The sequence below is a fragment of the Pseudoalteromonas fuliginea genome (assembly GCF_000690055.1).
GTDB classification, from domain to species: Bacteria; Pseudomonadota; Gammaproteobacteria; order Enterobacterales; family Alteromonadaceae; genus Pseudoalteromonas; species Pseudoalteromonas fuliginea.
This window is the reverse complement of the sequence record NZ_JJNZ01000038.1, coordinates 46300-72654: the sequence shown is the minus strand read 5'-3', so window position 1 is coordinate 72654 and position 26355 is coordinate 46300. Positions and strand designations below refer to the sequence as shown.

Genomic DNA, 26355 nt, shown 5'->3' with positions numbered 1-26355 from the left:
AACTATCGTAGCGTAATAATTAACTTTTAAGTTAATTGTTAGAAAAAGGTCACTCAGGTGGCCTTTTTTAATGCCTGAAGAAAAGTGTCATATGAAGGTGGCGCTCTTACCTTAGGCGTAGGTGCTTTGTAGCAACGGTCAAAGCGTAATAATTAGCTTTAAAGTTAATTGTTATAAAAAGGTCACTTAGGTGGCCTTTTTTAATGTCTGAAGAAAAGTGTTATATGAAGGTGGTGCTCTTACCTTAGGCGTAGGTGCTTTGTAGCAACGGTCAAAGCGTAATAATTAACTTTTAAGTTAATTGTTAGAAAAAGGTCACTCAGGTGGCCTTTTTTAATGCCTGAAGAAAAGTGTCATATGAAGGTGGCGCTCTTACCTTAGGCGTAGGTGCTTTGTAGCAACGTTCAAAGCGTAATAATTAACTTTTAAGTTAATTATTATAAAAAGGTCACTTAGGTGGCCTTTTTTAATGTCTGAAGAAAAGTGATTTTCTCCTAGGTATAGCATTATTGCCATAGCTTGGGTTGAGTTTTACGAAACCTGAGGGAAAATAATGCTGAAGATAACCATGCGGTTAAATATAAAAAAGCACGGCAGGGCCGCGCTTATGTATTGAGTTAGCTTTTGGTCTTTTAGCCAATTACTAATATATGATAAAAGCTTTAGTGCTTTTTCGCATACTCTTGCGCTTGTTTTAAAACTCTTAATAAATTACCACTTAAAATCTTTTTAATATCTTTGTCGCTGTAATCTCTGTCCATTAAACCTTGAACAAGATTAGGGTAGCTAGATACATCTTTTAAACCGATAGGTAATGAATCGCCAACTCCATCATAATCAGAGCCAATACCTACATAATCAATACCAATTAGCTCAACTACGTGATCAATATGGTCAAGCACTTGCTCAAGACTTGCAAATGGGTATGGGTTTTTAGCGCGGTACGCAGCATCAAAATCTTTACTTAACTTAGTGCCTTCTTTTTTAGCTGACTCTTTTGTGTTTTTTAATTGCTTGCCCCAACTACCTGCTTTAGCGGTAACAAAGCTTGAGCCAAAGTTGATTTGAATAACGCCGCCATTTTCTTTCAGCGCTAGTAACATATCGTCATTCATATTACGCTCAAAGCCTGGCGTGTATTTACGAAGTGATGAATGAGAGGCAATTACTGGCGTTTTAGAGAGCTCCATAACCTGATAAAACGCATCATCAGAAATATGCGATACGTCAATTAGCATGCCTATATTATTCATTTCAGTGACAAGCTTTTTACCAAATGGGCTTAAGCCTTTCCATTTACGGCGTATATCGTAAGACGAATCCGAAATATGGTTGCTTTGCGAGTGCGCTAGCGTGATGTAGCGAATACCACGGTCGTAAAAGTGCTGAAGGTTTTTCATATCCCCTTCAATAGGAGAGCCATTTTCCATACCCATGGCTATAGACAGCTTACCTTGTTTAAATTGCTCTTCAATATCAGTGCTTGAGCTCGCAATAGCAAACTTATCGGGTGCGCGCTGGGCTATCGCTTCCATACTATCAATCATTTGATTGGCTAGCTGGTAGCTTTTTCCTTTACCTTCAAATTCCAAATGCGCAGGAATATAAATCGACATAAACGGTGCGTTTAAACCGCCTTTTACAGCGCGAGGATAGTCAAAATCGCCATCAGTTGTTGCTTTGGTTACATCAACCCAGCTTTTGTGAATTCGATAAGGTACGTCGATATGGGTATCAATTAAAATGGTATCTTTAGCGAGTTTAATTGCCTTGTCAGATGCTGTTATTGTTTGTTCTGCTTGGGCTTGGCTAGTTAAAGCTAGTGATATGGCTACCACTAGAGTGCTGAGTTTTATCATGTTTTGGCTCTTAGGGTAAAAAGCCATTGTGTACGTTCAATTCAAAAGTTACAAGTGCTAATCAAACGACTCTGCTTGATGCTCCTCACTTTGCAGCGCTTTAAATTCGCCTTTCGAAATAATGGTTACAGACTCATGAAGCTCTGAAAAAAACACCATGGCTTCGCCATTTTTTAGCTGAAGCTTAACCTGGTTTACTTTAGATTCAATACTAGCCTCTATTTCGCCATAGTCGGTGCCTTCGCGCAAAACATAGCTTTCTATTAAGTTGTATAGCGTATCTTTATCGAGTTGCTCAAAAGGGATGATCATAGTTGCTCATTATTCATTTTATTTAAAACATATTGCCCAAAGTAATTGGGTACGGTTTTTTCTAACCAAAATATAGGCTTAAACGGATTTTTACCGGCAATAAAGCCAACATGCCCTCCTTTTTCAGAGATGCGCAGCGTAACATGCTCACTTACGTCTTGCCTACTCGGTACGGCTTTAATTGAGAGCATTGGGTCGTCTTTTGCATGAATAATTAATGTAGGCACAGCAATATGCTTTAAATATGGCATCGCACTGGCTTGACGATAGTAATCGTGAGCGTTTTCAAAGCCGTGCAAAGGAGCCGTTAGCTGGTTATCAAACTCTAATAGGTCGTCAATGTTCATTAATTGATCGGTAGTGATAGATATTTGCTGCTTAATTTGTGGCAACTTACGTTGCATCGACTTTTTCATGCGATCGAGCAAATACTTTTGATAAATTTTACCTAGGCTTTTACGAATTACATCGCTTGATGACGACAAATCATAAGGTGCAGAAACAACCGCAGCCGCGCTTAAAGGACATGCTAGTGCTTGTTCACCTAAGTATTTGGCAAGTACATTACCGCCAAGAGAAAAGCCAACGGCAACCATAGGTCTATTTGGATATTGTTGCTTTAGATGATTAATAAAAAAAGCTAAGTCGGCGGTATCACCACTATGGTATGCGCGAGGCAAGCGATTTACTTCGGTTGAGCAATTTCTAAAGTGCATAAGCACAACTGCATAACCTTGCTTTTTTAATGCCTTCATCATGCCTTTAGCGTAAAAGCTATTTATATTACCTTCAAGGCCATGAAGGACTATAGCAAGAGGTGCAGTTTCGTTATGCGGAAGTGACCAAGCAAGTTCGATAAAATCGCCATCGGGTGTATCAAGTTGCTCAAGTTCGTAGCTAGTGTTATGAAATGGGCGGAAAAAACGCGGCATTATGGTTTGAACGTGACGGTTTGTCATCCACCATGCGGGTTTAAACTGTGGGATCATATTTGTACTACACACTTTGCAAAAAAGAATCGCTAGTGTATCAAAAAGAATAAAAAGCGCCTAATCAGTAACTGATAGGGCGCTTTGTGCGTCGTGCTTAATTTTGTTCAGGAACTTCTGCATCATGTATCTTTTTAAGAAAGAAAAAAGCAAAAAAGATACACAGAGAAACAACAATGGTTAAAAACCCAAAAGACATAAATAAAACTGGATCTGTAAAAAAGTCTCTAAAGAATACGCTCATAAGTTGCTCCCCTCGTTTTTGATGGGTTAATCATAAGCGGTGCTTGCAGGTCGCAATGTGATCGAGATCAATTTATTTACTTAAGCAGATGTAAGTGCGAAGTTAAGTTGATTTAGATCATGCTTTAAGAGGGTGTTCTATAGATTCGGTGCGTACTTCAACAATGTATGAAATGTATTTACTTACACGTATAGCTTTATATTGTTGGGTGTATCAGAAGTTTTTAATTTAAGACCGTTAGCGGTGCTTATGAGCATGCATTGCTGTTGTTTTTCAAGCTTTAGCTCAGTGCTTAGTAACTCTGCGCGTATTGTAGCGTAATCACTTATCGTATTCTGATTAGTTTTTAAATAGCTGCGTGCGGCGCGCAGGGGTTGTAATACGTGAGTATCAAACTCACTCACTACTTGTGTTAACTCGTTTAGCTGTTGGGTATTAATACTTAAATTTAATGAATCTAAATAAAGTAGTAATAAGCATAAATTAACGTTTTTTCCTTGCTGGTTTTGTAGTGCCAGCAAGGTTGTTTGTTGCTCAGGCTTTGCGTACAAGGTGCACGCAAACTGCCAAAAATGGTCGCTATTGAGCAAGTTCATCGGCGAATGCCTGTTCTTTTTCTTCCATTTCTTCAAGTGCCATAAGTAACTCTTCTTCAAGGTCGTTAAGTTTAGGCGTAAGGGTTGCTTGCTTAGCTAATAACTCTTTAAGCTTGGCTTTGTTATCGTCGTTGTAGAGTTCGTTATCGCCGAGTGCTTCTTCAACTTCAGCTAGTTCTGCGGTGAATTTATCGAGTTGCTTTTCAAGCTTTTCAATTTGCTTTTTAAGTGGCTGAGTGGCCTTTCTAAACTCAGCCTCTAAGCGCTTTTGTTCCTTACGATTAACACCTGGGTTTGCTTTAGGCTCGTCGCTTTGCTGCGCTTTAACCGCTTCTTTATTGGCATTGAGTAACCACTGGTAATACGCATCTAAATCGTAACCAAACTGGGTTACTTTGCCATCATCGACTAAGTAAAACTCATCGGCGGTATTTTTAAGCATATGGCGGTCGTGCGATACGGTAACCATGGCGCCTTCAAAGCCTTGCAGTGCCATAACAAGTGCATGGCGCATTTCTAAATCAAGGTGGTTTGTAGGCTCATCGAGTAGTAATAAGTTTGGCTTTTGGTATACCAACATGGCAAGTACTAAACGTGCTTTTTCGCCGCCCGAAAATGGGGCTACAGGCTCAAGGGCTTTATCGCCAATAAAGGCAAAACCACCTAAAAAGTCACGTAATGATTGCTCAGTGGCTTTTGGGTCGAGGCGTTGCAAGTGCATTATTGCACTGGCTTTTAAATCAAGAGATTCAAGCTGATGCTGCGCAAAGTAACCAATATTTAATCCGTGATGCTGAATAACTTCGCCAGCTTGCGGCGCTAAATCACCAGAAAGCAGTTTAATTAATGTTGATTTACCTGCGCCATTTCGACCAAGTAAAGCAATTCGGCTGCCCGGTACAAGGTTTAGCTCTATATTATTTAAAATAGTGACGTCACCATAACCCGCTTTGGCTTTATCTATTGTCATTAGTGGGTTTGGTAATGCTTTTGGCTCTGCAAACTCAAAGTTAAATGGCGAGTCGGCATGTGCCGGCGCTAGTTTTTCCATGCGTTCAAGTGCTTTCACACGGCTTTGTGCTTGTTTAGCTTTACTGGCTTTTGCTTTAAAGCGCGTTATAAACTGCTCAAGGTGCGCAATTTGATCTTGTTGCTTATCAAACATTGCTTGTTGTTGTAGTAAACGCTCTGCTTTTTGGCGTTCAAACTGCGAGTAGTTACCTTTGTAAACGTTGATAAGTTGCTTATCTACGTGCCAAATTTGATCAACCACCGCATCTAAAAACTCACGGTCATGCGATATAAGTACAAGGGTGCCGGTGTAAGCGCGTAAAAAGCGTTCAAGCCAATAAACGGCATCTAAATCAAGGTGGTTTGTTGGCTCATCAAGAAGTAGTAAATCGGCGTCGCGTATCAATGCTTGGGCAAGGTTTAAACGCATACGCCAACCACCCGAAAACGAGCTGACAGGGTTTTCTATTAGGTTATTAGCAAAACCTAAGCCGTGTAATAGCTCACCTGCGGTTGATTCAATGCTATAGCCTTTAATGTTTTCAAGCTGAATATGTACTTTGGCTTGTGTGTCGCCATCGTTGTTTTTTTCGGCCTCACGCAGTGCTATACGCATTGCGTAGTATTCTGGGTGGCCTTGGAGTACATAATCAATCGCGCTTATTTCAAGGGCAGGTGTCTCTTGCTTAACAGAGGCGATAGACCAATCTTTTGGAATGCTGCAGTTACCGGCATCTAGTTGTAGTTCTGATTTTAGTAAACCAAATAACGTTGATTTTCCACAGCCATTAGCGCCAACAAGGCCTACTTTGTGTTCTGGAAATAACGTAGCTGATGCGTTTTTTAATAAGGCTTTACCGCCACGAAGTAGTTCTATTTCTGAGATTTGGATCATGAATGCGTTACTTTGCTGTGCCCTTGTTAAGTTGGCGCTATCATACCATAGAACTTAATGCGCTTATCAAGCGTATCAACAAGTGAAGTTATACGATAAAATGACAGCAGTTCAAACCACAGGAAAAATGTTGTGAGACAAAAGAAGCGATTTATTGCTGGTGCATCGTGCCCTGACTGCAAAGCCATGGATACTATGATGCTATACAGAGAACATGATGTTGAAAAAGTAGAGTGTGTTGAGTGTGGTCATAAAATGGCGCAACCCGATAACGCTGTTCAGGCGTCTACTCGCCAATTTGAACAAGTAATTGGTGTGTTTAAACCGGGCGACTAACCCGGTTTTTTTATTGCCTAATTTTTACCGGTTTTAGTAATGCGGTGGAGGTGGCTCAGGTGCTTCTGACATCATAGACGATGATGACTGCGACTCTTTAATTTTTTCTGCTAGCAGCTCAGTTTGGCGTTTCATTTTTGCTAACAGCTGTTGGTGCACTTTTATTTCATCATTTAAGACTTCAATCGTTTCGTCTTGAAAAGCCACTTTGGCTTCAAGTTCCATTAAGCGATGTTCAATTGTGTTCATTATTCTCTCGTATAATAAATCGCTCTGCGATCCCGCTGGAGCTTTCGGTTAACAACGACTTACCGTTATCTGTAAATGTCACATCTAGCACCACCGCCGATTTAGGCTTACTGCCTTCGCGCGGGGCAACCTGCCAAGTTTGAATTTTTTCACCGCTTGGTATTTGCCACAAATCTACGCGCTTATTTGGCGAGCCGGTTGCAAGCAAAGTGCCTTGTTCGTTAAAACGCACAGCAGTAAAAATTTTCTGACGCGCAATATACTTCAGTTTACTCACAAGATCACCTGTAGTCAGCTTCCATACATTTGCTTGTGCCATACTATCGGCCGTAAACGCATAGCGACCTTGTGGATCGAGCGTTACGTGGGTAACACGCGTTGGGTGATTAAAACGATGAACTACTTGCCCTGTACGTGTATCCCAAAAGTAAGCAACATAATCGTTAGAGCCGCTTAAAGCAAAGCGTCCGTTGGGCGATAAATCAACGGTGTTAACTTTATCTTGGTGGCCTAAAAATTCGATACGTCTGCCGGTTTCAAGGTTTATGAATACAACTACGCCGTCGCTACGGCCGTATAAAACACTACGGCCTTGATTGCTAATGGCAATATCGCGAATACTGGCTTTTTGTATTTTGTAATAACCTTTATTTTTGCCTGTGGTTATATCCCACACCGCAAACGTGGTTTTTTCGGCGGTAACGGCCACGCTGTTATCAAAAGCAATGGCTACTGCATACACTAGGCTATCTTGTGATTGTTGCTGAAACCACTGGTATTTTAGCACTTGCTGTTGATTATCCCACAGGGCGACCCCATGGTTAATGGAGGAGATCAAGCTGTATTTACCATCGTTCGATAGCGTTGATGAAAATGCACCTTGCGCAGCATGTTCGTAGCTTGCTACAGCCTGTTGTTTTTTATCGGTACAGGCGATGGCTAAAAAACAGCTAAATACGATTAAAAAAGTACGAAATATCGACATGTTACAGGTATTTCCTCTTAACTCTTAGTGACTGAGAGGTTAGACTAGGACGCGTTGAATGCCTAGGTTGTTTGTCTAATCACTGGATATGTTTTTAGTTTAGCTAACAATGTGAAATTTAGTCATTAAACAAGCAGCCTATCATGTAGGCCGTTAATCTTTAACTAGTAATAATACAATAAATGACAACTGCAAAGTGTGTCGGAGATTTAAAATGAAAAAGACGATTAAATTGTCATTGATTGCAGCGTCAGTTTTAGCGCTTACAGCTTGTAATCAAGAAGCAAAAAAAGAGCAAGCAGAAGTTAAGCTAGACACTGTTGAACAGCAACAAGCATACGGTATTGGTGCATCTGTAGGTAACTTTTTAAATAAAGATCTAGCAGACAAAACTGAAATTGGTATTGAACTAGACCAAGCACTTTTAATTCGTGGTTTTGAAGATGCACTTGCTGGTAATGCAAAAATTGACGAAGAAAAAATTCGTGAAGTGTTAACTGCATTAGATACATCAGTACGTACTAAGCAAGAAGAAACAGCAAAAGTTGAGTCTGAAAAAAGCAAAGAAGCGGGTGTTAAATACTTAGCTGATAACGCTAAAAAAGAAGGCGTTACAGTAACGGAGTCTGGCCTGCAGTACGAAGTGCTTAGTGAAGGGGATGGCGAAAAGCCAGTAGCAACTGATGTAGTTAAAGTACACTACAAAGGGACTTTATTAGACGGTACTGAGTTTGATAGCTCATATGCACGCAACGAACCTACAACTTTTCCTCTTAACCGTGTAATTGCGGGTTGGACTGAAGGTTTACAGCTTATGTCAGTGGGTTCTAAGTACAAGTTTACTATTCCTTCAGAACTTGCTTACGGCGACCGCGATTTAGGTAAAATTCCTGCTAACTCAACACTTATTTTTGATGTTGAATTACTTGAAATTCAAAACGATGAAGACGCAGCTCCTGCAAAATAATCATCATATAAACTAAAAGTTATTTAGCTTATAAATGCAAAAAGGGACCTTAGGTCCCTTTTTAATACGTTACTTACACGTATTAATTTGTGTGATTAGAAAACAAGTTATCAATAAGCTCATCCTCTAACGCAAATCGTGCTTCTAGCGCTTCACCGATAACAGATAAATCGTTATCAAAATCTTTTAATAAGTCTTCTTTATCTACTTCTGCGTATTTATCGTTAAAATCCAGTGCAATATCAGTTGTACTAGAAATACGCGGGTAAATTGCATTGGCAAGTTCTTGGCTTTTTGGGCCTTTATTTTCACAAGCTTTAGCAATGTCATCATAAATTTCAAAATGACCGGCAGACAAGTAATCCATCAGAATTTGGCAAAAAGATTCAATTTGAGCAGGCTCTGGTAAAGCATGATCTTTTTTATCATATGGAGAAAAACCAGCCATTTTACAAAAGAGTACAATAAGCTCTTGGCGTTCATTTAACCATTTATCGATTACTGTGTGGCTACCACCCCATTTCTGTTGAGCTTTTTCTACACGCGTCAGCATAACTGTTCTCCTAGCTGGGTTGGTCTTTAAATTAAGTATAATAAGTTTATATACATCAAGATATATTTAATTTGCGTGTATATCAACAAGTAAAATAGATGTTCTAAAAGCGATGTAATTTATTGAATGGTAAATGGTGAGATTTATTGCAGGCAAGAAAAAACCACCGGTTAAGGTGGTCTAATTTCTTTCATTGGCTTGTTATAACAAGCTTTCTTATTTTTATGAGATAATTTTTATTGTTGTTATTTTAAAACTTTTATTTTTATTATTTTAAGATTTTTATTATTGTTTTTGTTAACGCGGGACAAACAATAACAAGCTTTTTTCGATGTTGCAAACATATTAATAAAAAGTTTTAAATGTTATGGTTTGTTTGCTTGTTTTATAGTCAAAATAGGTTGAAACCGTAGATTATATTGATCTGCCTCTAGGTAAGGCTGTTTTCGTCCCTAAGCAATAGAGGGTCGGAGAATATGGTGGTACAATCTTGCACAATTTATACAAGTCTTAGGATCATTTACGCCATGAGCGAATTAAAAAACGACCGTTATTTACGTGCACTTGCAAAACAACCTGTTGATGTAACTCCGGTATGGATGATGCGCCAAGCAGGACGCTATTTACCAGAGTATCGCGCTACACGTGCACAAGCGGGCGATTTTATGAGCCTGTGCCGTAATGCTGAGCTTGCATGTGAAGTTACACTGCAGCCACTACGTCGCTACCCGTTAGATGCCGCTATATTATTTAGTGATATTTTAACGATTCCAGATGCGATGGGTTTAGGTCTGTACTTTGAAACTGGCGAAGGTCCTAAGTTCGAACGCCCTATTTCATCTCTTGCTGATGTTAAAAAAATTCCAAAACTTGATCCAACTGACGAGCTTGGCTACGTAATGAACGCGGTAAGCACTATTCGTCGTGAACTTAAAGGTGAAGTACCGCTTATCGGTTTTTCTGGTTCACCTTGGACGCTAGCAACTTATATGGTTGAAGGCGGTAGCAGCAAAGTATTTGGTAAAATCAAAAAAATGGCGTTTGCAGAGCCGCAAACACTTCATTTATTACTCGATAAGTTAGCTGATTCAGTTATTGATTACTTAAATGCTCAAATTAAAGCTGGCGCGCAATCGCTAATGGTATTTGACTCATGGGGCGGTGTATTAAGCCCGCGCGATTACAACGAATTTTCACTACAATACATGCATAAAATTGTAGATGGCTTAATTCGTGAGTACGACGGTCGTAAAGTACCGGTTACTTTGTTCACTAAAAATGGTGGTCAATGGATTGAAGCTATTGCAGCAACAGGCTGTGATGCAATCGGCCTTGATTGGACTATTAATATCAGCGACGCTAAGCGCCGCGTGGGTGATAAAGTAGCTCTACAAGGTAATATGGACCCATCTATGTTGCACGGTACACCAGAGCGTATTCGCCAAGAAGTAGGCACTATTTTAGAAGACTTCGGTACAGGCAATGGCCACGTGTTTAACTTAGGCCACGGTATTACACCAGATGTAGACCCTGAAAATGCTGGCGTATTCATTAATGCAGTACATGAGCTAAGTGCTAAGTACCATAAGTAATAATCACTTAAACAAGCTTTAAAACTGTTTAAAAGTAAAAACCCGCTAAGTTGCGGGTTTTTTGTTACCTATTTATAAAGGCTTTTAAAACTACTTATTTAAATAAGCGATTTAAACCATTTAATGCCGCAACACGGTAGGCTTCAGCCATGGTTGGGTAGTTAAATGTGGTATTTACAAAGTAGTCGATATTATTGCCACCATTTTTTTGTTCCATAATGGCTTGGCCAATGTGAACAATTTCAGAGGCACGTTCGCCAAAACAATGTACGCCAAGTACTTCTTTGGTTTCGGTGTGGAATAATATTTTTAAACTACCTACTTCAGTACCAGCAATTTGCGCGCGAGCCAAATGCTTAAACTGAGCACGGCCTACTTCATATGGTACTTTAGCAGCTGTAAGCTCTTGCTCGGTTTTACCTACTGAGCTCATTTCTGGAATGGTATAAATACCAGCCGGAATATCAACAATCAGTCTGTCATCACAGTTACCACATGCAATTGCATCAGCAGCTATACGACCTTGGTCAAACGCAGCACTTGCAAGGCTAGGATAGCCAATTACATCACCTACAGCGTAAACGTTATCAATTTCTGTTTGGTATGTTTCGTTAACTTTTAATTGGCCACGGCTATCGGCTTTTAAGCCAATGGCTTCAAGATTTAGTGTATCAGTGTTACCAGTACGACCATTAGCAAATAAAATACAGTCAGCTTTTACGCGTTTACCTGATTTTAGATGCATTATAACGCAGTCGTCACGCGTCTCAATTCGGTCAAACTCTTCGTTATGGCGAATAACAATACCGCTATTCCAAAAGTGATAGCTAAGTGCGTCAGATATTTCTGCATCCATAAAAGCAAGTAGTCGATCGCGTGTATTAACCAAATCAACTTTAGCGCCTAAACCTTTAAATATTGACGCGTACTCACAACCAATTACACCTGCACCATAAATCAGTACACGATGAGGGTCATGCTCAAGGCCAAGTATTGTGTCACTTTCGTAAATACGAGAATGCGTAAAATCTACCTCTGGTGGGCGATAAGGGCGTGAACCCGTTGCAATAACAATCGTTTTAGCAGTCAGTCGCTCAGTTGAACCATCATTTCGTTTTACTTCAATTGTGTGCTTATCTACAAAGCTCGCATCACCTTGAAACATATGAATGCGGTTACGATCGTAAAAGCTACTACGTAAATTAGATTGCTTAGAAATAACAGAACTTGCGTGACGTAAAATATCAGGAAATGTTAAGCGGCTAGGGCGCTCACCAACATTAAATAACGGATTTGCTTTGTATTCAATATAGCGGCTAACAGAGTGGCGAAGCGCTTTTGAAGGAATTGTTCCCCAATGTACACAACCGCCACCAACTGATTCTTGGCGTTCAATAACCGCTACTTTTTTATCGTTTTTTGAAAGGTTCATGGCGGTACCTTCACCGCCAGGACCCGTGCCAATAATTATTGCATCATATTGGTATGTCACGGGTACTTTTTTTTGTTCTGGTTGTTTGGCCACAGCCACTCCTAAATTAATTAAAAGAGGCTTTTAATAACCTCGCATTAAGTGCTAGCCATGCCTGTTTTTGATTTTCCCAGGCGGCTTCCAGCTCATGGTATTGTGCCATTAATGCTGAGCGTTCACACTGCTTTGCCATGTTATTTTTTTTAACTTCTAACACTTGTTTTTGTAGTGAACAATAATTTTGCAGTTTTTTCAGCAGTAAATCGTACTCTTGTTGTAATAATGTAATCTTATCTTGTGCTAAAGGCAATTTTGCAAGACGCGTTTGCGTTTTACTCATGAGCGTTTCGGCCTTCGCTTTTTCTATACGCTCAACAGGAGTACGCTTTAACTTATTGGCTAAACCCACAGCTGCTAAAGAGCGGATCATCCATTTTGTTGGATCGTAATGAAACCATTTAATACCGTTACGGTAGTCGCTTGCAAAAATATGGTGGAAGTTGTGATACCCCTCGCCATAAGTAAATAACGCTAAAAAGCCGTTATCACGTGCCGTATTTTTTTCGGTGTATGGGCGAGAGCCCCAAATATGTGCAACCGAATTTATAAAAAAGGTAAAGTGTTGACTCAGTACTAAGCGTAGTAAACCTGCAAGAATTAACATCCCCCACACATCACCAACCAATAAACCAAGTATAAGAGGCAAGCCTACGTTCATAGCAATCACAAGCTTTAAGTAATGTTTATGTTGCCACATAACTATTTTATTGCGCTGTAAATCACGACAATTACTATAATCACCGTAGCTATCGCCTTGGTAGTCACGTAACATCCACCCGATATGGCTATACCAAAAACCATTGGTCGCCGCGTAAGGGTCTTTTATTGGGTCGTCAACTTGACCGTGGTGTATACGGTGATCGCTACTCCAATGCAATGCACTGTTTTGCAGTGCAAAAGCACCGCCAAGCGCAAAAATAAATTCAACTGCAGGGTGTGCGTTATAGGTTTTATGTGCCCATAATCGATGGTAGCCGGCAGTAATTGATAAGCCTGCATAAAACATGCAGCCTACAAAAGCAATCCAATGCGCGCTGGTAAATCCGTAGCTAATGGCGTACCAAGGTACAAGTGTGGCAGCCGCCAAAAAGGTTAGGCTAAAAAATAGGACGTTTGTCCAAATAATCGGTGGTTTATTCATAATTCTCAATCTCAGCGTACAACTGTAAGCTAAAATAGTATTTCAAACTCTTGTCGTCAAGTATTAGACTGTACAATTGAGCTAATATCACTAAATATTCATATAAAATAATTCAGGGAGCTGTTGATGTCGGGTGTTAGAGCGCAACAGAAACAAAAAACACGACAGGCGTTAATTCAAGCGGCATTTAATCAGCTGAGTGCTGATCATAGTTTTTCGAATTTAAGTTTACGCGAAGTAGCACGAGAAGCCGGTATTGCCCCAACGTCTTTTTATCGTCATTTTAAAGACATGGATGAGCTAGGTTTAACCATGGTAGACGAAGCCGGCTTAACTCTTCGCCAACTAATGCGTCAAGCTCGCAGACGAATAGCAAACGATGGCGGCAGTGTTATAAATACCTCAGTGGTTACTTTTATGGAGTTTATTGATAACTCAAGTAACCAATTTAGGTTGTTGCTGCGAGAACGCTCTGGGACTTCTAAAGCATTTAGAGCCGCTGTAGCCCGCGAGGTAAAACATTTTATTTTAGAGCTGGCTCATTATTTAGAAAGTGAAACTAAGTGCAACGCTATGCATGCCTATATTCAGGCGGAATCTATGGTAACGCTCGTATTTAATGCGGGTGCAGAAGCGCTCGATATAGAAGGATTGCAACGCGACGAATTGATTGAGCGCGTTATTTGGCAATTACGTTATATTACTCGTGGGGCCGGGCATTACGTAAGAGAAACGAGTAAAGAAGCATAGCTTAAAAAAATTGTAAAAAGTTAATATAAGCACGGTATATTGCAGTGCTTATTAATTTAAGCGTCACTAGTCATGTATTTGTTATTTTAATTCTTAATAGGTGTCTTGGTTGAATTAAAAAACCCAATTGAATCGTTTTTAAATCTGTTTTGTGGAATTTTTATGCTTGCTTCCGTCGCTTTGTAATGTTAAAAATAGGCTTCACTGAACACACACACAAGAAAACAAGATGCATATTATTCGTTTAATTACACTAAAACTTAACCTCTTACTGCTATGGCAAGTGAGCGGGGATTAGTGTGTTTGCATCGAGTTGAACACTAAAAACCCCGCAATTGCGGGGTTTTTTTTATCTCGCGGCTGGGATTAATTGAAATTTGGGTAACATAGGAATGAGGGGCAGTTATGCAAGAGCAAGATAAAGTATGGATTTTTGATACCACCTTACGTGATGGTGAGCAGGCACTTAAAGCAAGCCTTACTGAAGATGATAAAATTCAATTAGCGCATACAATTAGCCGCTTGAATGTGGATGTGATGGAAGTGGGTTTTCCGGTTTCGAGCCCTGCTGATTTTCGCTCGGTGCAACGTATTGCAACCGAAGTAAAAGGCCCGATTATTTGTGGTTTAGCACGCTCTGTTGCCAAAGATATTGAAGCCTGTGGCGAAGCACTTCGCACAGCACAGCAAAGCCGTATTCATACTTTTATTGCAACAAGCCCTTTGCACCTTGAACATAAATTACGTATGAGCCTAGACGATGCAACGGCAATGGCTGTTAAATCAATTAAATTAGCACGTAACTATACTGATGATGTTGAGTTTTCGTGTGAAGATGCCGGTCGTACGCCGCATTGGGATTTATGTAAAATTGTTGAGCAGGCAATTAACGCCGGAGCTTCAACTATTAACTTGCCAGATACCGTTGGTTTTGTAACGCCAGATGAGTACGCCGCAATGATCCGTCATTTAATGAATAACGTGCCAAATATTGATAAAGCGCGCTTAAGTGTGCATTGCCACAACGATTTAGGTTTAGCTGTAGCAAACTCTGTGGCCGCTGTACAAGCGGGTGCACGCCAAATTGAGTGTACTATCAATGGCATTGGTGAGCGGGCTGGTAACTGCTCGCTTGAAGAAGTGGCAATGATCATGAAAATGCGCAAAGACCATTTAAAAGTATACACAGATATTAAAAGTGAAGAAATTTACCGCGCATCTCGTCAAGTGGCTAAAATTTGTAATATGCCAGTACAACCAAATAAAGCGATTGTTGGCGAAAACGCCTTTGCACATAGCTCAGGCATTCACCAAGACGGTGTATTAAAAGCGCAAAATACTTATGAAATTATGTCGCCAGAAAGCGTTGGTGTGCCAAGCAACCAATTAAATATGACTTCGCGTTCGGGTCGCCATGTTATTGAACATCGCTTAGAAGAGTTAGGCTATCAAAAATCTGATTACGATATGGATGGCTTATATAAAAGCTTTATCGAATTGGCTGACCAAAAAGGCACAGTATACGATTACGACCTTGAGGCAATGATTTACTTTAATCAAATTAACGACAAAGACGAAAAATACCAATTAGAGTTTGTTAACTCAGCCTCTAACTCACAATCGGTAGCAAGCTCTACGATTGGAATGCGAATTGATGGCGAAGCTAAACAAGAAGCCGCGACAGGTAATGGTCCAGTAGAAGCCTCGTTTGCAGCTATTGAGCGCTTAACCGGTATGAGCGTTGAAATGATTGAATATAACTTAGAAGCGACAGGCCAAGGTGCAAGCTCATTAGGGCAAGTAAATATTATAGCTAAATACGATGGCCGACCTTACCACGGTGCGGGCATTGCAGCGGATGTGGTTGAAGCGTCGGTACGCGCCATGATCCGTGTTTATAACTTAATTTATCGTGCACAAAAAGTGTCTGATTTAAAACAACAAAGGAAAGCAGGATGAGTAAAACAAACTACAGCGTTGCCGTATTAGCTGGCGACGGTATTGGTCCAGAAGTAATGGCAGCAGCAGAGCAAGTACTTGATGCTGTGAGCGATAAGTTTGGTTTTACCCTGAACCGTGAGCATTATGCAATTGGTGGCGCAGCCATTGACGAATTTGGTAAAGCATTACCAGAGAGTACACTTGCTGCATGTGAAAACGCTGACGCTATTTTATTTGGTTCGGTAGGCGGTCCTAAATGGGAAAACTTACCACCAAATGAGCAGCCTGAGCGCGCATCATTATTGCCGCTTCGTAAGCACTTTGGTTTGTTTTGTAATTTGCGCCCTGCACAGTTATTACCTGCATTAAGTGCAGCGTCACCACTTCGCGCTGATATTAGCGAAAAAGGGTTTGATATTTTATGTGTGCGCGAGCTAACCGGCGGCATTTATTTTGGCGAAAAAGGCCGTAGCGGCGAAGGCGAAGAAGAGTTTGCATTTGATACGCAAACATACTCGCGTAAAGAAATTGAACGTATTGCACGTTTTGCTTTTGAAGCTGCAAAATTACGTAGTAACCATGTTACTTCTGTTGATAAAGCCAACGTACTTGCATCAAGCGTATTATGGCGCGAAGTAGTAACCGAAGTAAGCAAAGACTACCCAGAAGTAAGCCTAGATTACATTTACGTAGATAACGCAGCGATGCAGCTAGTTAAACAGCCGAGCCAGTTTGACGTACTACTTTGCGATAACTTATTTGGCGATATTTTGTCAGATGAGTGCGCGATGATCACAGGCTCAATGGGCTTATTACCTTCGGCAAGCTTGAATCAATCGGGTTTTGGGTTGTACGAGCCAGCAGGCGGTTCAGCACCAGATATTGCAGGTAAAGGCGTTGCAAACCCAATAGCACAAATTTTAAGTGCCGCATTAATGCTACGTTACTCGCTAGGGCAAGACGAAGCTGCGCGCACCATTGAAAAAGCAGTAGCAGAAGCTGTAGAAGCAGGTGTAGGCACGCCAGATATATATCCAAATGCAGGTTACAGCACAAGCGATGTGGCAGCAGCCATCGTTTCACGCATTTAATAACATAGTAAAGTTGCAGCACCGTTATGCTGCAACTCAAACAGATTAGGGAATTAGCAAGTGGCCCAAACGTTATACGACAAAATTTGGCAAGCACATACCGTTGCCAGCATAAACGAGCAAACCGACTTACTTTATATTGACCGCCATTTAGTGCATGAAGTTACTTCTCCGCAGGCTTTTGCAGGTCTACGTGAAAAAAACCGTACTGTACGTTGCCCAGAAAAAACCTTTGCAACGATGGATCATAACGTATCGACTAAGAGCCGATCACTTGATGCCGCAAGCGAAGTATCTAAAAACCAATTAATGGCGCTTGATAAAAACTGTAAAGAGTTTGGTATTGTACTTTACGATTTAAACTCAATTAACCAAGGTATTGTGCACGTAATGGGCCCAGAGCAAGGTATTACTTTGCCAGGCACAACCATTGTATGTGGCGATAGCCATACTTCTACGCATGGTGCGTTTGGCGCATTAGCGCATGGTATTGGTACGTCTGAGGTTGAGCACGTATTAGCAACGCAAACGCTACAGCAAAAAAAGGCGAAATCGTTAAAAATTCAAATTAACGGTGTATTGCGTCCAACAGTTACGGCTAAAGATTTAATTATGGCGGTAATTGGCAAGTTAGGTACTGCTGGTGGCACAGGCTATGTAGCAGAGTTTTGTGGTGCAGGCATTGAAGCGCTTTCAATGGAAGCCCGTATGACGCTATGTAATATGAGCATAGAAATGGGTGCAAAAGCGGGTTTAATTGCATCTGACCGAATTACTTATGATTACTTAAAAGGTCGTCCGTTTGCACCTAAAGGCGCTGATTTTGATGCAGCCGTTAAATATTGGGAAACCTTAAAAACAGATGAAGGCGCACACTTTGATTTAGTTGTTGAGCTAAATGCCGACGACATTCAACCGCAAATTACTTGGGGCACAAGCCCAGAGCAAGTAATTGGTGTTGATGAGTGCATACCCGATCCAGATAAAGAGCCTGATTTAATTAAAGCCGATGCTATTCGCAGCGCACTTAAATACATGGACTTAAAAGCGGGCGATAAATTATCAAGCGCAAAAGTAGACACGGTATTTATTGGCTCATGTACTAATAGCCGTATTGAAGATTTACGTGCTGCGGCAAAAATTGTTGAAGGCAAGCACGTTGTAGTCGGCATAGAGGCGTTAATTGTACCGGGCTCTGGCTTAGTTAAAAAACAAGCTGAAGACGAAGGCTTAGCCGATATTTTTAAAGCCGCAGGCTTTGAATGGCGCGAACCAGGTTGCTCTATGTGTTTAGCTATGAACGATGACCGCCTAGAAGCAGGCAAGCGTTGTGCATCTACTTCTAATCGTAACTTTGAAGGTCGTCAAGGTCGTGGCGGGCGTACCCATTTAGTTAGCCCTGCAATGGCGGCAGCCGCTGCAATACATGGTCACTTTGTTGATATTAGAGGAGAAGCCTAATGAGCGTATTTTTTAGTGGCTTAATGGCCCCACTTGATAAAAACAATGTAGATACTGACCAAATTATTCCTAAGCAGTTTTTAACATCAACGAGCCGCGAAGGCTTTGATGCGGCATTGTTTTATGATTGGCGCTACCTAGATAACGACGAGCCAAACCCTGATTTTATTTTAAATCGCCCATGCTACCAGGGTGCGCAAATATTATTAACGCGCGACAACTTTGGTTGTGGCTCATCTCGAGAGCACGCTCCATGGGCGCTTAAACAATATGGCTTTGAAGTTATTTTAGCTGAAAGCTTTGCAGATATTTTCTTTAATAACTGTGGTAACAACCAAATGTTAGCCATTGCATTACCTGCCGATACGCTTGAGCAATTGTTTGTACTTAGCGAGCAGCACGACGATATAAACATTGAAATCGACCTTGAAAATCAAACACTAACAAGCAGTAAGTTTGCACCAATTAGTTTTGATATTCGTAAAGACGTAAAAGAGCGCTTATTAAGTGGTTTAGACTTTATTGGTGTAACCGAAACACTAAACCCACAAATAGATGCGTTTGAAAAACAACTCGCTACTGAGCGTTCTTGGCAGTAAGTAGATTTGAAAGTACGATAATGAAACGCGGCAAATGCTGCGTTTCATGGGTAATACTTCAGGCTAAAATTATCTAACAGAAAGCATAACGTGTATTATTGGTCTTTCTTGAGTACCTGATATTTTTGCCAAAGAGCATTTTAGGTTTCGACTCATAAGCTCTCTTATTGTAGGACAAAACAGTTTATTAACGTAGCCGATAAGTAAACCATTCATATAAACGGCGATAGCTTGGCAGTCATAAGGGTTATCGTCCTCGCACCTAAGCTCTACAGATGATCCCAAATTAAAGGTCTGAATTTGGTCATATTTTAAGTAATATCGAGTCCCAGCTAACTCCATTAAATAGTCAAATGGAATAACTGCTTCATTCAGAGCTGGTATTAAATCAAAACCATCACTGGGCAGTTGAATACCTGTATGTGTAATTAAATCGAAATCACTACCATCAAAATTTTCTGGTAAATCATGATTTAATAAATATTTTTTGAAGTCTCGGCGTGACCGCGGAGGAAGTCTTTTCATAAATGTAGCTAGTACATTATTTGTAAAAGAGCCTTTATTTATAGGAAATGCAGGATATCCTAAAAAACCTTGAGCGACAGCTGTATTAAAATCTTGAGTTTCTTTTAGGTAAGAAAACTCAAAACCACTATCTAACTTTGCAAGCTTTCCTACTAAGTAACGCTCATTGCGATCTTTGTTTGATTGCCAAGTCAGAAACAGTGTATTTACATGTATTGAGTTTTCAATTGTTATCATTATTCAATTCTTCTTTAATTAATGTTAACCGAGATATGATATTACGTCTTATCCAGTCAAATCGTTCATTACTGAACGGAACATCAACTTTTATCTCTGTCAATGTGTGGATCTCAGCAAGCATACCTTCTAAATCCAAGTTATCAAGCTTTTGCTGAACATAGACTTTAATTTTAGCATCTGCACTAACTATACCCTTAATTAATTGAAAGTGTGGGATCCTTTTTTTTGTATCTTCTCTGGAGAACCTTAGGTGATGGCATCCCTTAGTTAGATATGCACGAATTCTATTTTCATCCCAGTCTTTTATTTTATCTAAGAATCTTTCATGTCCTAATGCTGTGCCATTATCGAAAAGAGGGCTTAAACGAGTTTTATCATCCTTCTGAAAAATAACTCCCCAGTTTTCCTGATGTCTATCAGTATTACCTATCAATGAGTCAAAAAATGCCATATCGGCTAACCATTTTAGGCGATCTGTTTTTAATGATGCGTTAATTGACAGCCCCCTAATGAATGTCATCATGTCAATAAGGTTATGTTGTTTACCACTCTTATCATCAAAATCTGAAATAATACGTTTGAAGTAAGAGCCAGCATGAACAAAACGTTCAGTTTCAACATCATAAAACCACTCTATAAGTGAGCCACAGACGACCCCTTCATTACTTTCCTTAATCGCAGGGTATGCCTTTGGGACATCAACACCAATATATTTAGATATGATATAAGCTATTATTTCAGTCCAATACTGATCTGGGTATCGATATATTGATTGTTTGAATAAATATGGCCAAGCGGACCTGAGGTTCTTGTGAATTACACCTTCAGGAGACCACAACATCTCTTTATCCCTAGCCCCAATTGGGAAAATAGCATGATGTTCATCACCTGCCCAAACAGTTACATCAATTAATTCGATCAATTTATATTCCTTTATAATCTGGTTTGATTGTAATCGTAATACATTAGGACTTTTTTGAAGTTAACTCAATACCAGTCTTGTATAGGCAATATGTTTAGTTAGGAACGATAACTATTTATAAATCGGCAGGGCTTACTTATAAACGAAGTTTAGGTAAGCCCTGTCATAGTTTTAGTCACATTATAGTATTAGAGGATAAGCGAAATGAGCGTGTTCTGAGGTGGCTTAGACTGTATTTGTGTAACCGAAACGCTAAACCCACAAATTGATACGTTTGAAAAGCAACTCGCTACTGAGCGCCCTTGGCAGTAATTGTTTAATCTTTATATAGTAAAATCACGTATTAAAAAGCACGGCAATTGCCGTGCTTTTTTGCGGGTAAATATTAGATGTGGTAGTTAAGGCTTAATGTCTAAAGTCAGCCATCAACGCAGGTATACCAGGTAACATGCCTACAATTGCCATTACAGTGGTAAGTAACACAAACATAATAAGTGGAATCACCCAGCGGCTCATTTTAGTTAGCTCAGCGCTGCGCTCTTTACAGCCAATCAGCCCTAAGTTATCAAGTAACATAGTAAGTGACCAACCAAAAGCAGGATTAACCAAGGTCGAAGCAAACACCACAATAGCGGCTGATTGCGTTGTTTTGCCTTCGCGCGTCATTTCCATGCCAGCTTCAAGTAGCGGAATAAACACTCCTACAATAAGCGCAACACAAAGCACAGGTTGCCAAATGGCTAAATCCATAGGGTAACCCCATAAACCAGCAATAATACAAAATAATGCAGTTAAAATAGCGCCAGCCGGAATAGGGCGTTTAGCAATAGCAGCAGGTACAATGTAGGTTCCCCACGATGAGGTAAAGTTAGCACCACCGGCAAGTGAGCCAAATGTTTGTCTAACCGATGCGCTCAGCATGGTGTCGTCGATATTCATTTGTACTTTTTCAGTACGTTGCGGATAGCTTATTTTTTGAAATACTTGATGACCTAAAAAATCTGGTGACCACATAGCAACGGCGAGCACTGCAAATGGGAGTACAACCACAAAGCTTTCAAGTGTTGGCAGGCCAAGCATCCAGCCCGTGTTTTCACCCCACCAATAAGCTGGGTTCATATTTGGTAAACCCGGTGCAGTATGAAACTCAAACGGTGCGCCTAAAGCAAAGGCAACCACACCACCAATAAGGCAGCTTAACGGCACGGCTAACCAACGCTTTTTAAAGTGCTCTAATAGCGCATACAATAAAATGGTGGCTAAAATAACAATAAACGCAATATGCGCCATATCAATGGCCTCAGCCCAGGCAAACAGCTTTTTAACCTGCGAAATAGTACCAATAAAGCCTAAATAAATGAGTAGCCCGCCACATACACCTTTACTGGTTAGGCGTGCGAGCATACTTCCTCCTTTGGTTATGGCCAAAATAAAACCAAAGGCACCAATGAGTAAGCCAAACGCCATAGGGTGGCCGCCAGCTGCAACTACAATAGGAATTAACGGTATAAGAGGGCCATGAGTACCAGCCAAGTTAGCTGTTGGTAAAATAAAGCCTGAGAATAAGATGATAAAAATAGAAACAATGAGTAATTCGTAGCGCACGTTTTCTAAAACAAAGGCATCGCTTAAACCAAGAGGTGCTGCAAATGTTGCCGCAATAGCCCCCACCATAACGACTTTACCAATAGTGCCCGCCATTGCTGGAATGGTGTCTTCAAATTCAAATCGGTAATCTCTAAACGGTAAATTAGGACGCCAGCGTTTAGGCTGCATAATCTGTAATTCATGTTCGAGATACTCGTCGCGAGTATTAAACTCTGAACTCGGTTTGTGAAGCTGCTCGTAGCTTTGAGCATTCTTGTGCGTGTTTGATGGTGCATCACCGGGTGGTGTAGTTTGCATGCGTTCTCCTGCAACATTGTTGCTTAATCAAATAAATACGGCTTTTGTTAAAGCAAATGAATATTGAACATGCAGGGTAGATCAGCTTTTGGGCTGCTATGTATAGGCAAAAGGTCGTGCATGGTTGTTTTTAATACAGTTAATCTGACAATCAGCTTTACGTTAAAAATTATAAAACTACACAAAATGATTTAAAGTTTTTATAAATCATAATATTGAATGTATCATTAAGGAGGCGGAGCACTATTTACCTAATAGTATAGTGTTAACGGCAGGTTATTATCCTTTAGTCTTAGTGGTTGTTAAAGCCGCTTTGTTTGAAAAGCTTATTGGTGGCAGCCGTTAATTTCGTTTTATTTGTGGTGAAATAATACTTCTGTTATTTTCGGATTGTTAATAACAACAATAAAGAATAGAGATGCAACTCAACTCCCCTAAATCAATTGGTATTTTACTTGGTACGCTTTACGGCATATTTATGCGGCTGTTTATAGAGCTATTCAATGCTTATAATTTAGGTAGCTTAGTCTCTATATCATTTATGTTTTTAGTGCCTGTTGCAATTGGTTATATTCGTATTCACTTTGAATTTAAAAGCACAGAAATATTAACTAAAAGGCAAATGGTGACAATTGCTTGGCAGCCTATTTTTGTTTTTTTATTTGTAAGTGTAATTACTTTACTTGAAGGCAGTATTTGTGTGGCTATGGCTTTGCCTGCTTTTATGTTTTTTGCCAGCATTGGTGGATTACTTGCGGGTTTTGTTAGAAAGCGTGAAATAAAAAAAGCGAATAGTTCTTTATTATCAATCGCGTTGTTACCTATATTGCTCTCACCTATTGAAGTTAATTTTTTAAATTTATCAAAAACATACGAAGTAACAAATTCAATAACTATTAACGCGCCCATCAATGTTGTATGGCAACAGTTAGCTAATGTGAGTGATATAAAACCACAGGAAGTGCCTTTTTCACTCACTCAATTAATTGGTGTACCAAAGCCATTAAAGGCAAGTATGAATGCAAGCGGTATAGGCGCTGTTCGCACAAGTACTTGGCAAAAAGGGGTTATATTTAAAGAAGTTATTACGGATTGGCAACCAAATAAACAGATGCTTTATAGATTTGACATAGACCCAGATGCTATTCCCGATGACGCACTCGATAAACACGTAAAACTTGGCGGCGAATACTTTTCACCTCTTTACGGTGGATATGAGTTAACTGAAGATAAAGGCGGCAATACAATTTTAACGTTAAAAACGACCGTGCAAGACAATACAAATTTTGGTGTTTATTCGCGAATATGGGGAGAGGTGATATTTCAAGATTTCCATCATTCACTTTTAACGTTGATGAAAAACAGAGCTGAAAAGTCACTTATCGCAGTTATTTCCCATAATTAACTTAAGCCGCTATGGTATTGAAAAATTATTATAATGGTGACTTATGAAATTATTAACGGCAGCAACTCTAATACTTGCCACATCAACAGCCTTTGCACGCCCTGCACCTTTGGTGTCTATTCCTACTCACGATGCCTTTTTTAATAGTATTGCCGCGCATTGTGGTAAAGCGTTTGAGGGTAAAGTAAGTGTAGATAATGCAAAAGGGCCAAGTTCATTTGAGAATAAAAAACTGGTTATGCATGTTCGTAAATGTACCGACACTGAGCTACAAGTACCGTTTCATGTGGGTGATGATGCATCACGTACATGGATCATAACAAAAACGGGAAGTGGCTTGAGTTTAAAACACGATCATCGTCATAAAGATGGCAGCGACGACGCATCAACTATGTATGGTGGCCATACGCTTGATGCAGGGTTTGCACAAATGCAGTCGTTTCCAGCAGACCAGTACTCTAAAGAGTTATTTGTAAAACAAGGGATTGCACAGTCTGTAGGTAATATATGGCAAATGTATATTTACCCGGAAGTATTTACTTATCGATTAATTCGCCAAGGACGTGAGTTTAAGGTGGATTTTGATTTAACTAAACCGATTACTCCACCATCAGCACCTTGGGGTTATAAAGACTAAGGTTACTTGCCCTTGCTTGTATCTTCTTTAGTTTCGCATTGTAGTAAAACACTTAAATCTGGTTGATAGGCGCGTGGCTTAGTTGGAAAACGTTCATATTCTTGCACGCCTTCAAGCACTTTCAACATAAAGGTGTTGCCACGACATAAGCGCTCAGCATGGCGTAATAAAAATACGCTTTGGTTGAAAAAGTGTTTGTAATCGTCAGACTTAATTTTTATTTTATAATTGTCTTCGCCAATTTTTGTTTGGTAGTAATGCACTTTGTTGTCAAAGTCGTAGAGTTTTTCTGTTTCGGCTTTTTCAGCAAAGGCTGTATTTGCGCTCGAAAGGGCCACCAGTATCGCACCTATAGTGAAGCGTGGGGAGTTTAATCCTTTCATAAAAATGTATCCTTTAATTTGCGAACTTTATACCCATTAATTACTTATACAAGTTCGATTTCTTTATATTCAGTCTAACACCCAAAAAGGGATAACGTGATGTTCAAACAAATAAAACAGCTTTTTGCAGTATTCGATGATCAAGAGCCAAGTATAGAGCCACACGATTTAAAAACAGCTGTGGCTGCATTGCTTATTGAAGTAATGCGTGCCGACACCAAGCTTGAACATGATGAACAACAAACCCTGACTGTAACCTTAAAAAAGTACTTTAATTTAACAGATATCGAAGTTGATGAGCTCACTACTAATGCGGCGAGTAGTTTGGATGGTGCGATAGATTACTTTCAGTTTTCAAAACAGATTAATGAGCATTGCAGCGCGGTACAGCGAATAGAAATAATAGAACTATTATGGCGCTTAGCGTATGCCGATGGGGAAATAGATCCCCAAGAAGACTACGTAATACGTAAAGTCGCAGGGCTTTTATATGTAACGCATACCGATTTTATCGCCGCAAAAATAGCGGCGACAAAGTAAGTAAGCGGGCGTGCAAGTTATTTTAACTTACTTGCAACGCTTACTAATTGATGAGCAAGGGCTGATACTTTTTCAGCTGTTACAGGTTCATTTATTTGCCCATTTTCATCAAACAAAGAGTGTACAGCGGGTACAGCAAGCTGATCGGCAAGCACTAATGAACCAATGCCGCTTAATATATCACGCACATGATTTAAACCTCGTAATCCACCAAGCCCACCTGGCGATGCTGCAAACAAAGCGACCACTTTATTACGAAAAGCAGGAACAGCACCTTGTTCTGTGCGCGATGCCCAATCAATGGCGTTTTTTAGTGCTGCGGTAATAGAGCCGTTGTACTCTGGGCTTGCTAGTAAAATACCGTCGGCTGTACGTAGCTTGTCTTTTAAAAGCTGTACATCGCTTGGTGTGCCTTGCGCTTCTATGTCTTCGTTAAATAGTGGGATGTTTAATTCGTTTAGCTTTATTACTTCTACTTCAGCACCTGTTTGTAGAGCAAAACGTGCTGCTTCATTAATAATTTTTTGATTAAAGCTTTCTTGGCGAAGGCTTCCTGCTAGAGCGATAATTTTTGGTGCTGACATGGTAGTGGCCTTTTAATGTTTTAAGTTTCATGGCTAATGTAGCAAAATTTTGCTTGTAGAAAACCCCAATAAACGCAACACTTATGTGCGTATATGCACATAAGTAAAAGGT

At 40.1% G+C, this 26355-nt stretch carries 26 protein-coding genes and 1 pseudogene; 12 read left to right on the top strand and 15 right to left on the bottom strand.

What is annotated here, in order from left to right:
• Nucleotides 1-662: 662 nt before the first annotated feature.
• From DC53_RS08240 to DC53_RS08260, 5 genes are all read right to left on the bottom strand, one after another.
• The gene (locus DC53_RS08240; protein ID WP_033030307.1) at nucleotides 663-1859 is read right to left on the bottom strand and encodes a dipeptidase; all 1197 of its coding nucleotides are present in this window, start codon (nucleotides 1857-1859) and stop codon (nucleotides 663-665) included.
• Nucleotides 1860-1916: 57 nt separating this feature from the next.
• Complete coding sequence (locus DC53_RS08245) at nucleotides 1917-2171, bottom strand: YheU family protein (protein ID WP_008138653.1); 255 nt, start codon at nucleotides 2169-2171, stop codon at nucleotides 1917-1919.
• Nucleotides 2168-3160: a hydrolase gene (locus DC53_RS08250; RefSeq protein ID WP_033030305.1), complete on the bottom strand. Its 993-nt coding sequence runs from the start codon at nucleotides 3158-3160 to the stop codon at nucleotides 2168-2170. The genes DC53_RS08245 and DC53_RS08250 overlap by 4 nt, the downstream gene beginning before the upstream one ends.
• 426 nt (nucleotides 3161-3586) lie before the next feature.
• The gene (locus tag DC53_RS08255) at nucleotides 3587-4000 is read right to left on the bottom strand and encodes a TIGR02444 family protein (RefSeq protein ID WP_033030302.1); all 414 of its coding nucleotides are present in this window, start codon (nucleotides 3998-4000) and stop codon (nucleotides 3587-3589) included.
• Nucleotides 3984-5906 carry an ATP-binding cassette domain-containing protein gene (locus DC53_RS08260; protein WP_033030300.1) on the bottom strand — a complete coding sequence of 641 codons (1923 nt, stop codon included), beginning with the start codon at nucleotides 5904-5906 and terminating at the stop codon, nucleotides 3984-3986. The genes DC53_RS08255 and DC53_RS08260 overlap by 17 nt, the downstream gene beginning before the upstream one ends.
• Nucleotides 5907-6038: 132 nt before the next feature.
• Here DC53_RS08260 and DC53_RS08265 point away from each other — a divergent pair, with 132 nt between their 5' ends.
• Nucleotides 6039-6242 carry a YheV family putative zinc ribbon protein gene (locus tag DC53_RS08265; protein WP_007378899.1) on the top strand — a complete coding sequence of 68 codons (204 nt, stop codon included), beginning with the start codon at nucleotides 6039-6041 and terminating at the stop codon, nucleotides 6240-6242.
• Nucleotides 6243-6275: 33 nt separating this feature from the next.
• On the opposite strand, the gene DC53_RS08270 is transcribed toward DC53_RS08265, so the two are convergent.
• On the bottom strand, nucleotides 6276-6491 hold the full coding sequence (locus DC53_RS08270) for a SlyX family protein (RefSeq protein ID WP_007378900.1): 216 nt from the start codon (nucleotides 6489-6491) through the stop codon (nucleotides 6276-6278).
• Entirely contained in the window at nucleotides 6478-7476 is a 999-nt protein-coding gene (locus tag DC53_RS08275; RefSeq protein WP_033030298.1) for a WD40 repeat domain-containing protein, read from the bottom strand. The genes DC53_RS08270 and DC53_RS08275 overlap by 14 nt, the downstream gene beginning before the upstream one ends.
• 214 nt (nucleotides 7477-7690) lie before the next feature.
• Here DC53_RS08275 and fkpA point away from each other — a divergent pair, with 214 nt between their 5' ends.
• Entirely contained in the window at nucleotides 7691-8443 is a 753-nt protein-coding gene (gene fkpA, locus DC53_RS08280) for an FKBP-type peptidyl-prolyl cis-trans isomerase (protein WP_007378902.1), read from the top strand.
• A gap of 82 nt (nucleotides 8444-8525) precedes the next feature.
• Here the strand turns inward: fkpA and DC53_RS08285 are convergent, their stop codons facing one another.
• Entirely contained in the window at nucleotides 8526-8996 is a 471-nt protein-coding gene (locus DC53_RS08285; protein ID WP_008138658.1) for an Rsd/AlgQ family anti-sigma factor, read from the bottom strand.
• Nucleotides 8997-9523: 527 nt separating this feature from the next.
• Between DC53_RS08285 and hemE the strand changes: the two genes are divergently transcribed.
• Nucleotides 9524-10588, top strand: a complete 1065-nt coding sequence (gene hemE / locus DC53_RS08290) for a uroporphyrinogen decarboxylase (protein ID WP_002961084.1) — start codon at nucleotides 9524-9526, stop codon at nucleotides 10586-10588.
• Nucleotides 10589-10682: 94 nt separating this feature from the next.
• Here the strand turns inward: hemE and sthA are convergent, their stop codons facing one another.
• Together sthA and DC53_RS08300 are read right to left on the bottom strand one after the other, a co-directional pair.
• A complete protein-coding gene (gene sthA, locus DC53_RS08295) occupies nucleotides 10683-12113 on the bottom strand; it encodes a Si-specific NAD(P)(+) transhydrogenase (protein WP_007378904.1) in 1431 nt (476 codons plus the stop codon).
• Between the two features lie 13 nt (nucleotides 12114-12126).
• The gene (locus tag DC53_RS08300) at nucleotides 12127-13260 is read right to left on the bottom strand and encodes an acyl-CoA desaturase (protein ID WP_033030296.1); all 1134 of its coding nucleotides are present in this window, start codon (nucleotides 13258-13260) and stop codon (nucleotides 12127-12129) included.
• Between the two features lie 126 nt (nucleotides 13261-13386).
• Between DC53_RS08300 and fabR the strand changes: the two genes are divergently transcribed.
• The 5 genes from fabR (at nucleotide 13387) to leuD (ending at nucleotide 19102) form a co-directional block, all read left to right on the top strand.
• Nucleotides 13387-14010, top strand: a complete 624-nt coding sequence (gene fabR, locus DC53_RS08305; RefSeq protein WP_002961087.1) for an HTH-type transcriptional repressor FabR — start codon at nucleotides 13387-13389, stop codon at nucleotides 14008-14010.
• 405 nt (nucleotides 14011-14415) lie between these two features.
• Complete coding sequence (gene leuA, locus DC53_RS08310; protein ID WP_002961090.1) at nucleotides 14416-15969, top strand: 2-isopropylmalate synthase; 1554 nt, start codon at nucleotides 14416-14418, stop codon at nucleotides 15967-15969.
• On the top strand, nucleotides 15966-17042 hold the full coding sequence (gene leuB, locus DC53_RS08315; RefSeq protein WP_033030294.1) for a 3-isopropylmalate dehydrogenase: 1077 nt from the start codon (nucleotides 15966-15968) through the stop codon (nucleotides 17040-17042). The genes leuA and leuB overlap by 4 nt, the downstream gene beginning before the upstream one ends.
• 60 nt (nucleotides 17043-17102) lie before the next feature.
• A complete protein-coding gene (leuC, locus tag DC53_RS08320; protein ID WP_033030291.1) occupies nucleotides 17103-18503 on the top strand; it encodes a 3-isopropylmalate dehydratase large subunit in 1401 nt (466 codons plus the stop codon).
• Complete coding sequence (gene leuD / locus DC53_RS08325; RefSeq protein WP_033030289.1) at nucleotides 18503-19102, top strand: 3-isopropylmalate dehydratase small subunit; 600 nt, start codon at nucleotides 18503-18505, stop codon at nucleotides 19100-19102. Before leuC ends, leuD begins: the two co-directional genes overlap by 1 nt.
• A 69-nt stretch (nucleotides 19103-19171) precedes the next feature.
• On the opposite strand, the gene DC53_RS08330 is transcribed toward leuD, so the two are convergent.
• The gene (locus DC53_RS08330) at nucleotides 19172-19864 is read right to left on the bottom strand and encodes an HIRAN domain-containing protein (protein WP_033030288.1); all 693 of its coding nucleotides are present in this window, start codon (nucleotides 19862-19864) and stop codon (nucleotides 19172-19174) included.
• A complete protein-coding gene (locus tag DC53_RS08335; protein ID WP_033030286.1) occupies nucleotides 19851-20789 on the bottom strand; it encodes a HipA domain-containing protein in 939 nt (312 codons plus the stop codon). Before DC53_RS08335 ends, DC53_RS08330 begins: the two co-directional genes overlap by 14 nt.
• A 222-nt stretch (nucleotides 20790-21011) precedes the next feature.
• Between DC53_RS08335 and DC53_RS22590 the strand changes: the two are divergent.
• A pseudogene (locus DC53_RS22590) lies at nucleotides 21012-21101 on the top strand (3-isopropylmalate dehydratase small subunit); the annotation flags it as partial.
• A gap of 93 nt (nucleotides 21102-21194) precedes the next feature.
• Here the strand turns inward: DC53_RS22590 and DC53_RS08340 are convergent.
• The gene (locus DC53_RS08340; RefSeq protein WP_033030284.1) at nucleotides 21195-22694 is read right to left on the bottom strand and encodes a DUF3360 family protein; all 1500 of its coding nucleotides are present in this window, start codon (nucleotides 22692-22694) and stop codon (nucleotides 21195-21197) included.
• A gap of 418 nt (nucleotides 22695-23112) precedes the next feature.
• Between DC53_RS08340 and DC53_RS08345 the strand changes: the two genes are divergently transcribed.
• Nucleotides 23113-24099, top strand: coding sequence for an SRPBCC family protein (locus tag DC53_RS08345; RefSeq protein ID WP_033030281.1), 987 nt, complete (start codon nucleotides 23113-23115; stop codon nucleotides 24097-24099).
• Between the two features lie 43 nt (nucleotides 24100-24142).
• Nucleotides 24143-24736, top strand: a complete 594-nt coding sequence (locus tag DC53_RS08350) for a hypothetical protein (RefSeq protein ID WP_007376381.1) — start codon at nucleotides 24143-24145, stop codon at nucleotides 24734-24736.
• A 2-nt stretch (nucleotides 24737-24738) separates the two neighbouring features.
• Here DC53_RS08350 and DC53_RS08355 read toward each other — a convergent pair whose 3' ends face one another.
• The gene (locus tag DC53_RS08355; protein WP_007376382.1) at nucleotides 24739-25119 is read right to left on the bottom strand and encodes a hypothetical protein; all 381 of its coding nucleotides are present in this window, start codon (nucleotides 25117-25119) and stop codon (nucleotides 24739-24741) included.
• Nucleotides 25120-25218: 99 nt separating this feature from the next.
• On the opposite strand from DC53_RS08355, the gene DC53_RS08360 reads away from it, so the two are divergent.
• The gene (locus DC53_RS08360) at nucleotides 25219-25659 is read left to right on the top strand and encodes a tellurite resistance TerB family protein (RefSeq protein WP_007376383.1); all 441 of its coding nucleotides are present in this window, start codon (nucleotides 25219-25221) and stop codon (nucleotides 25657-25659) included.
• A 17-nt stretch (nucleotides 25660-25676) separates the two neighbouring features.
• Here the strand turns inward: DC53_RS08360 and DC53_RS08365 are convergent, their stop codons facing one another.
• On the bottom strand, nucleotides 25677-26243 hold the full coding sequence (locus DC53_RS08365) for an NADPH-dependent FMN reductase (protein ID WP_007376384.1): 567 nt from the start codon (nucleotides 26241-26243) through the stop codon (nucleotides 25677-25679).
• Nucleotides 26244-26355 lie beyond the last annotated feature (112 nt).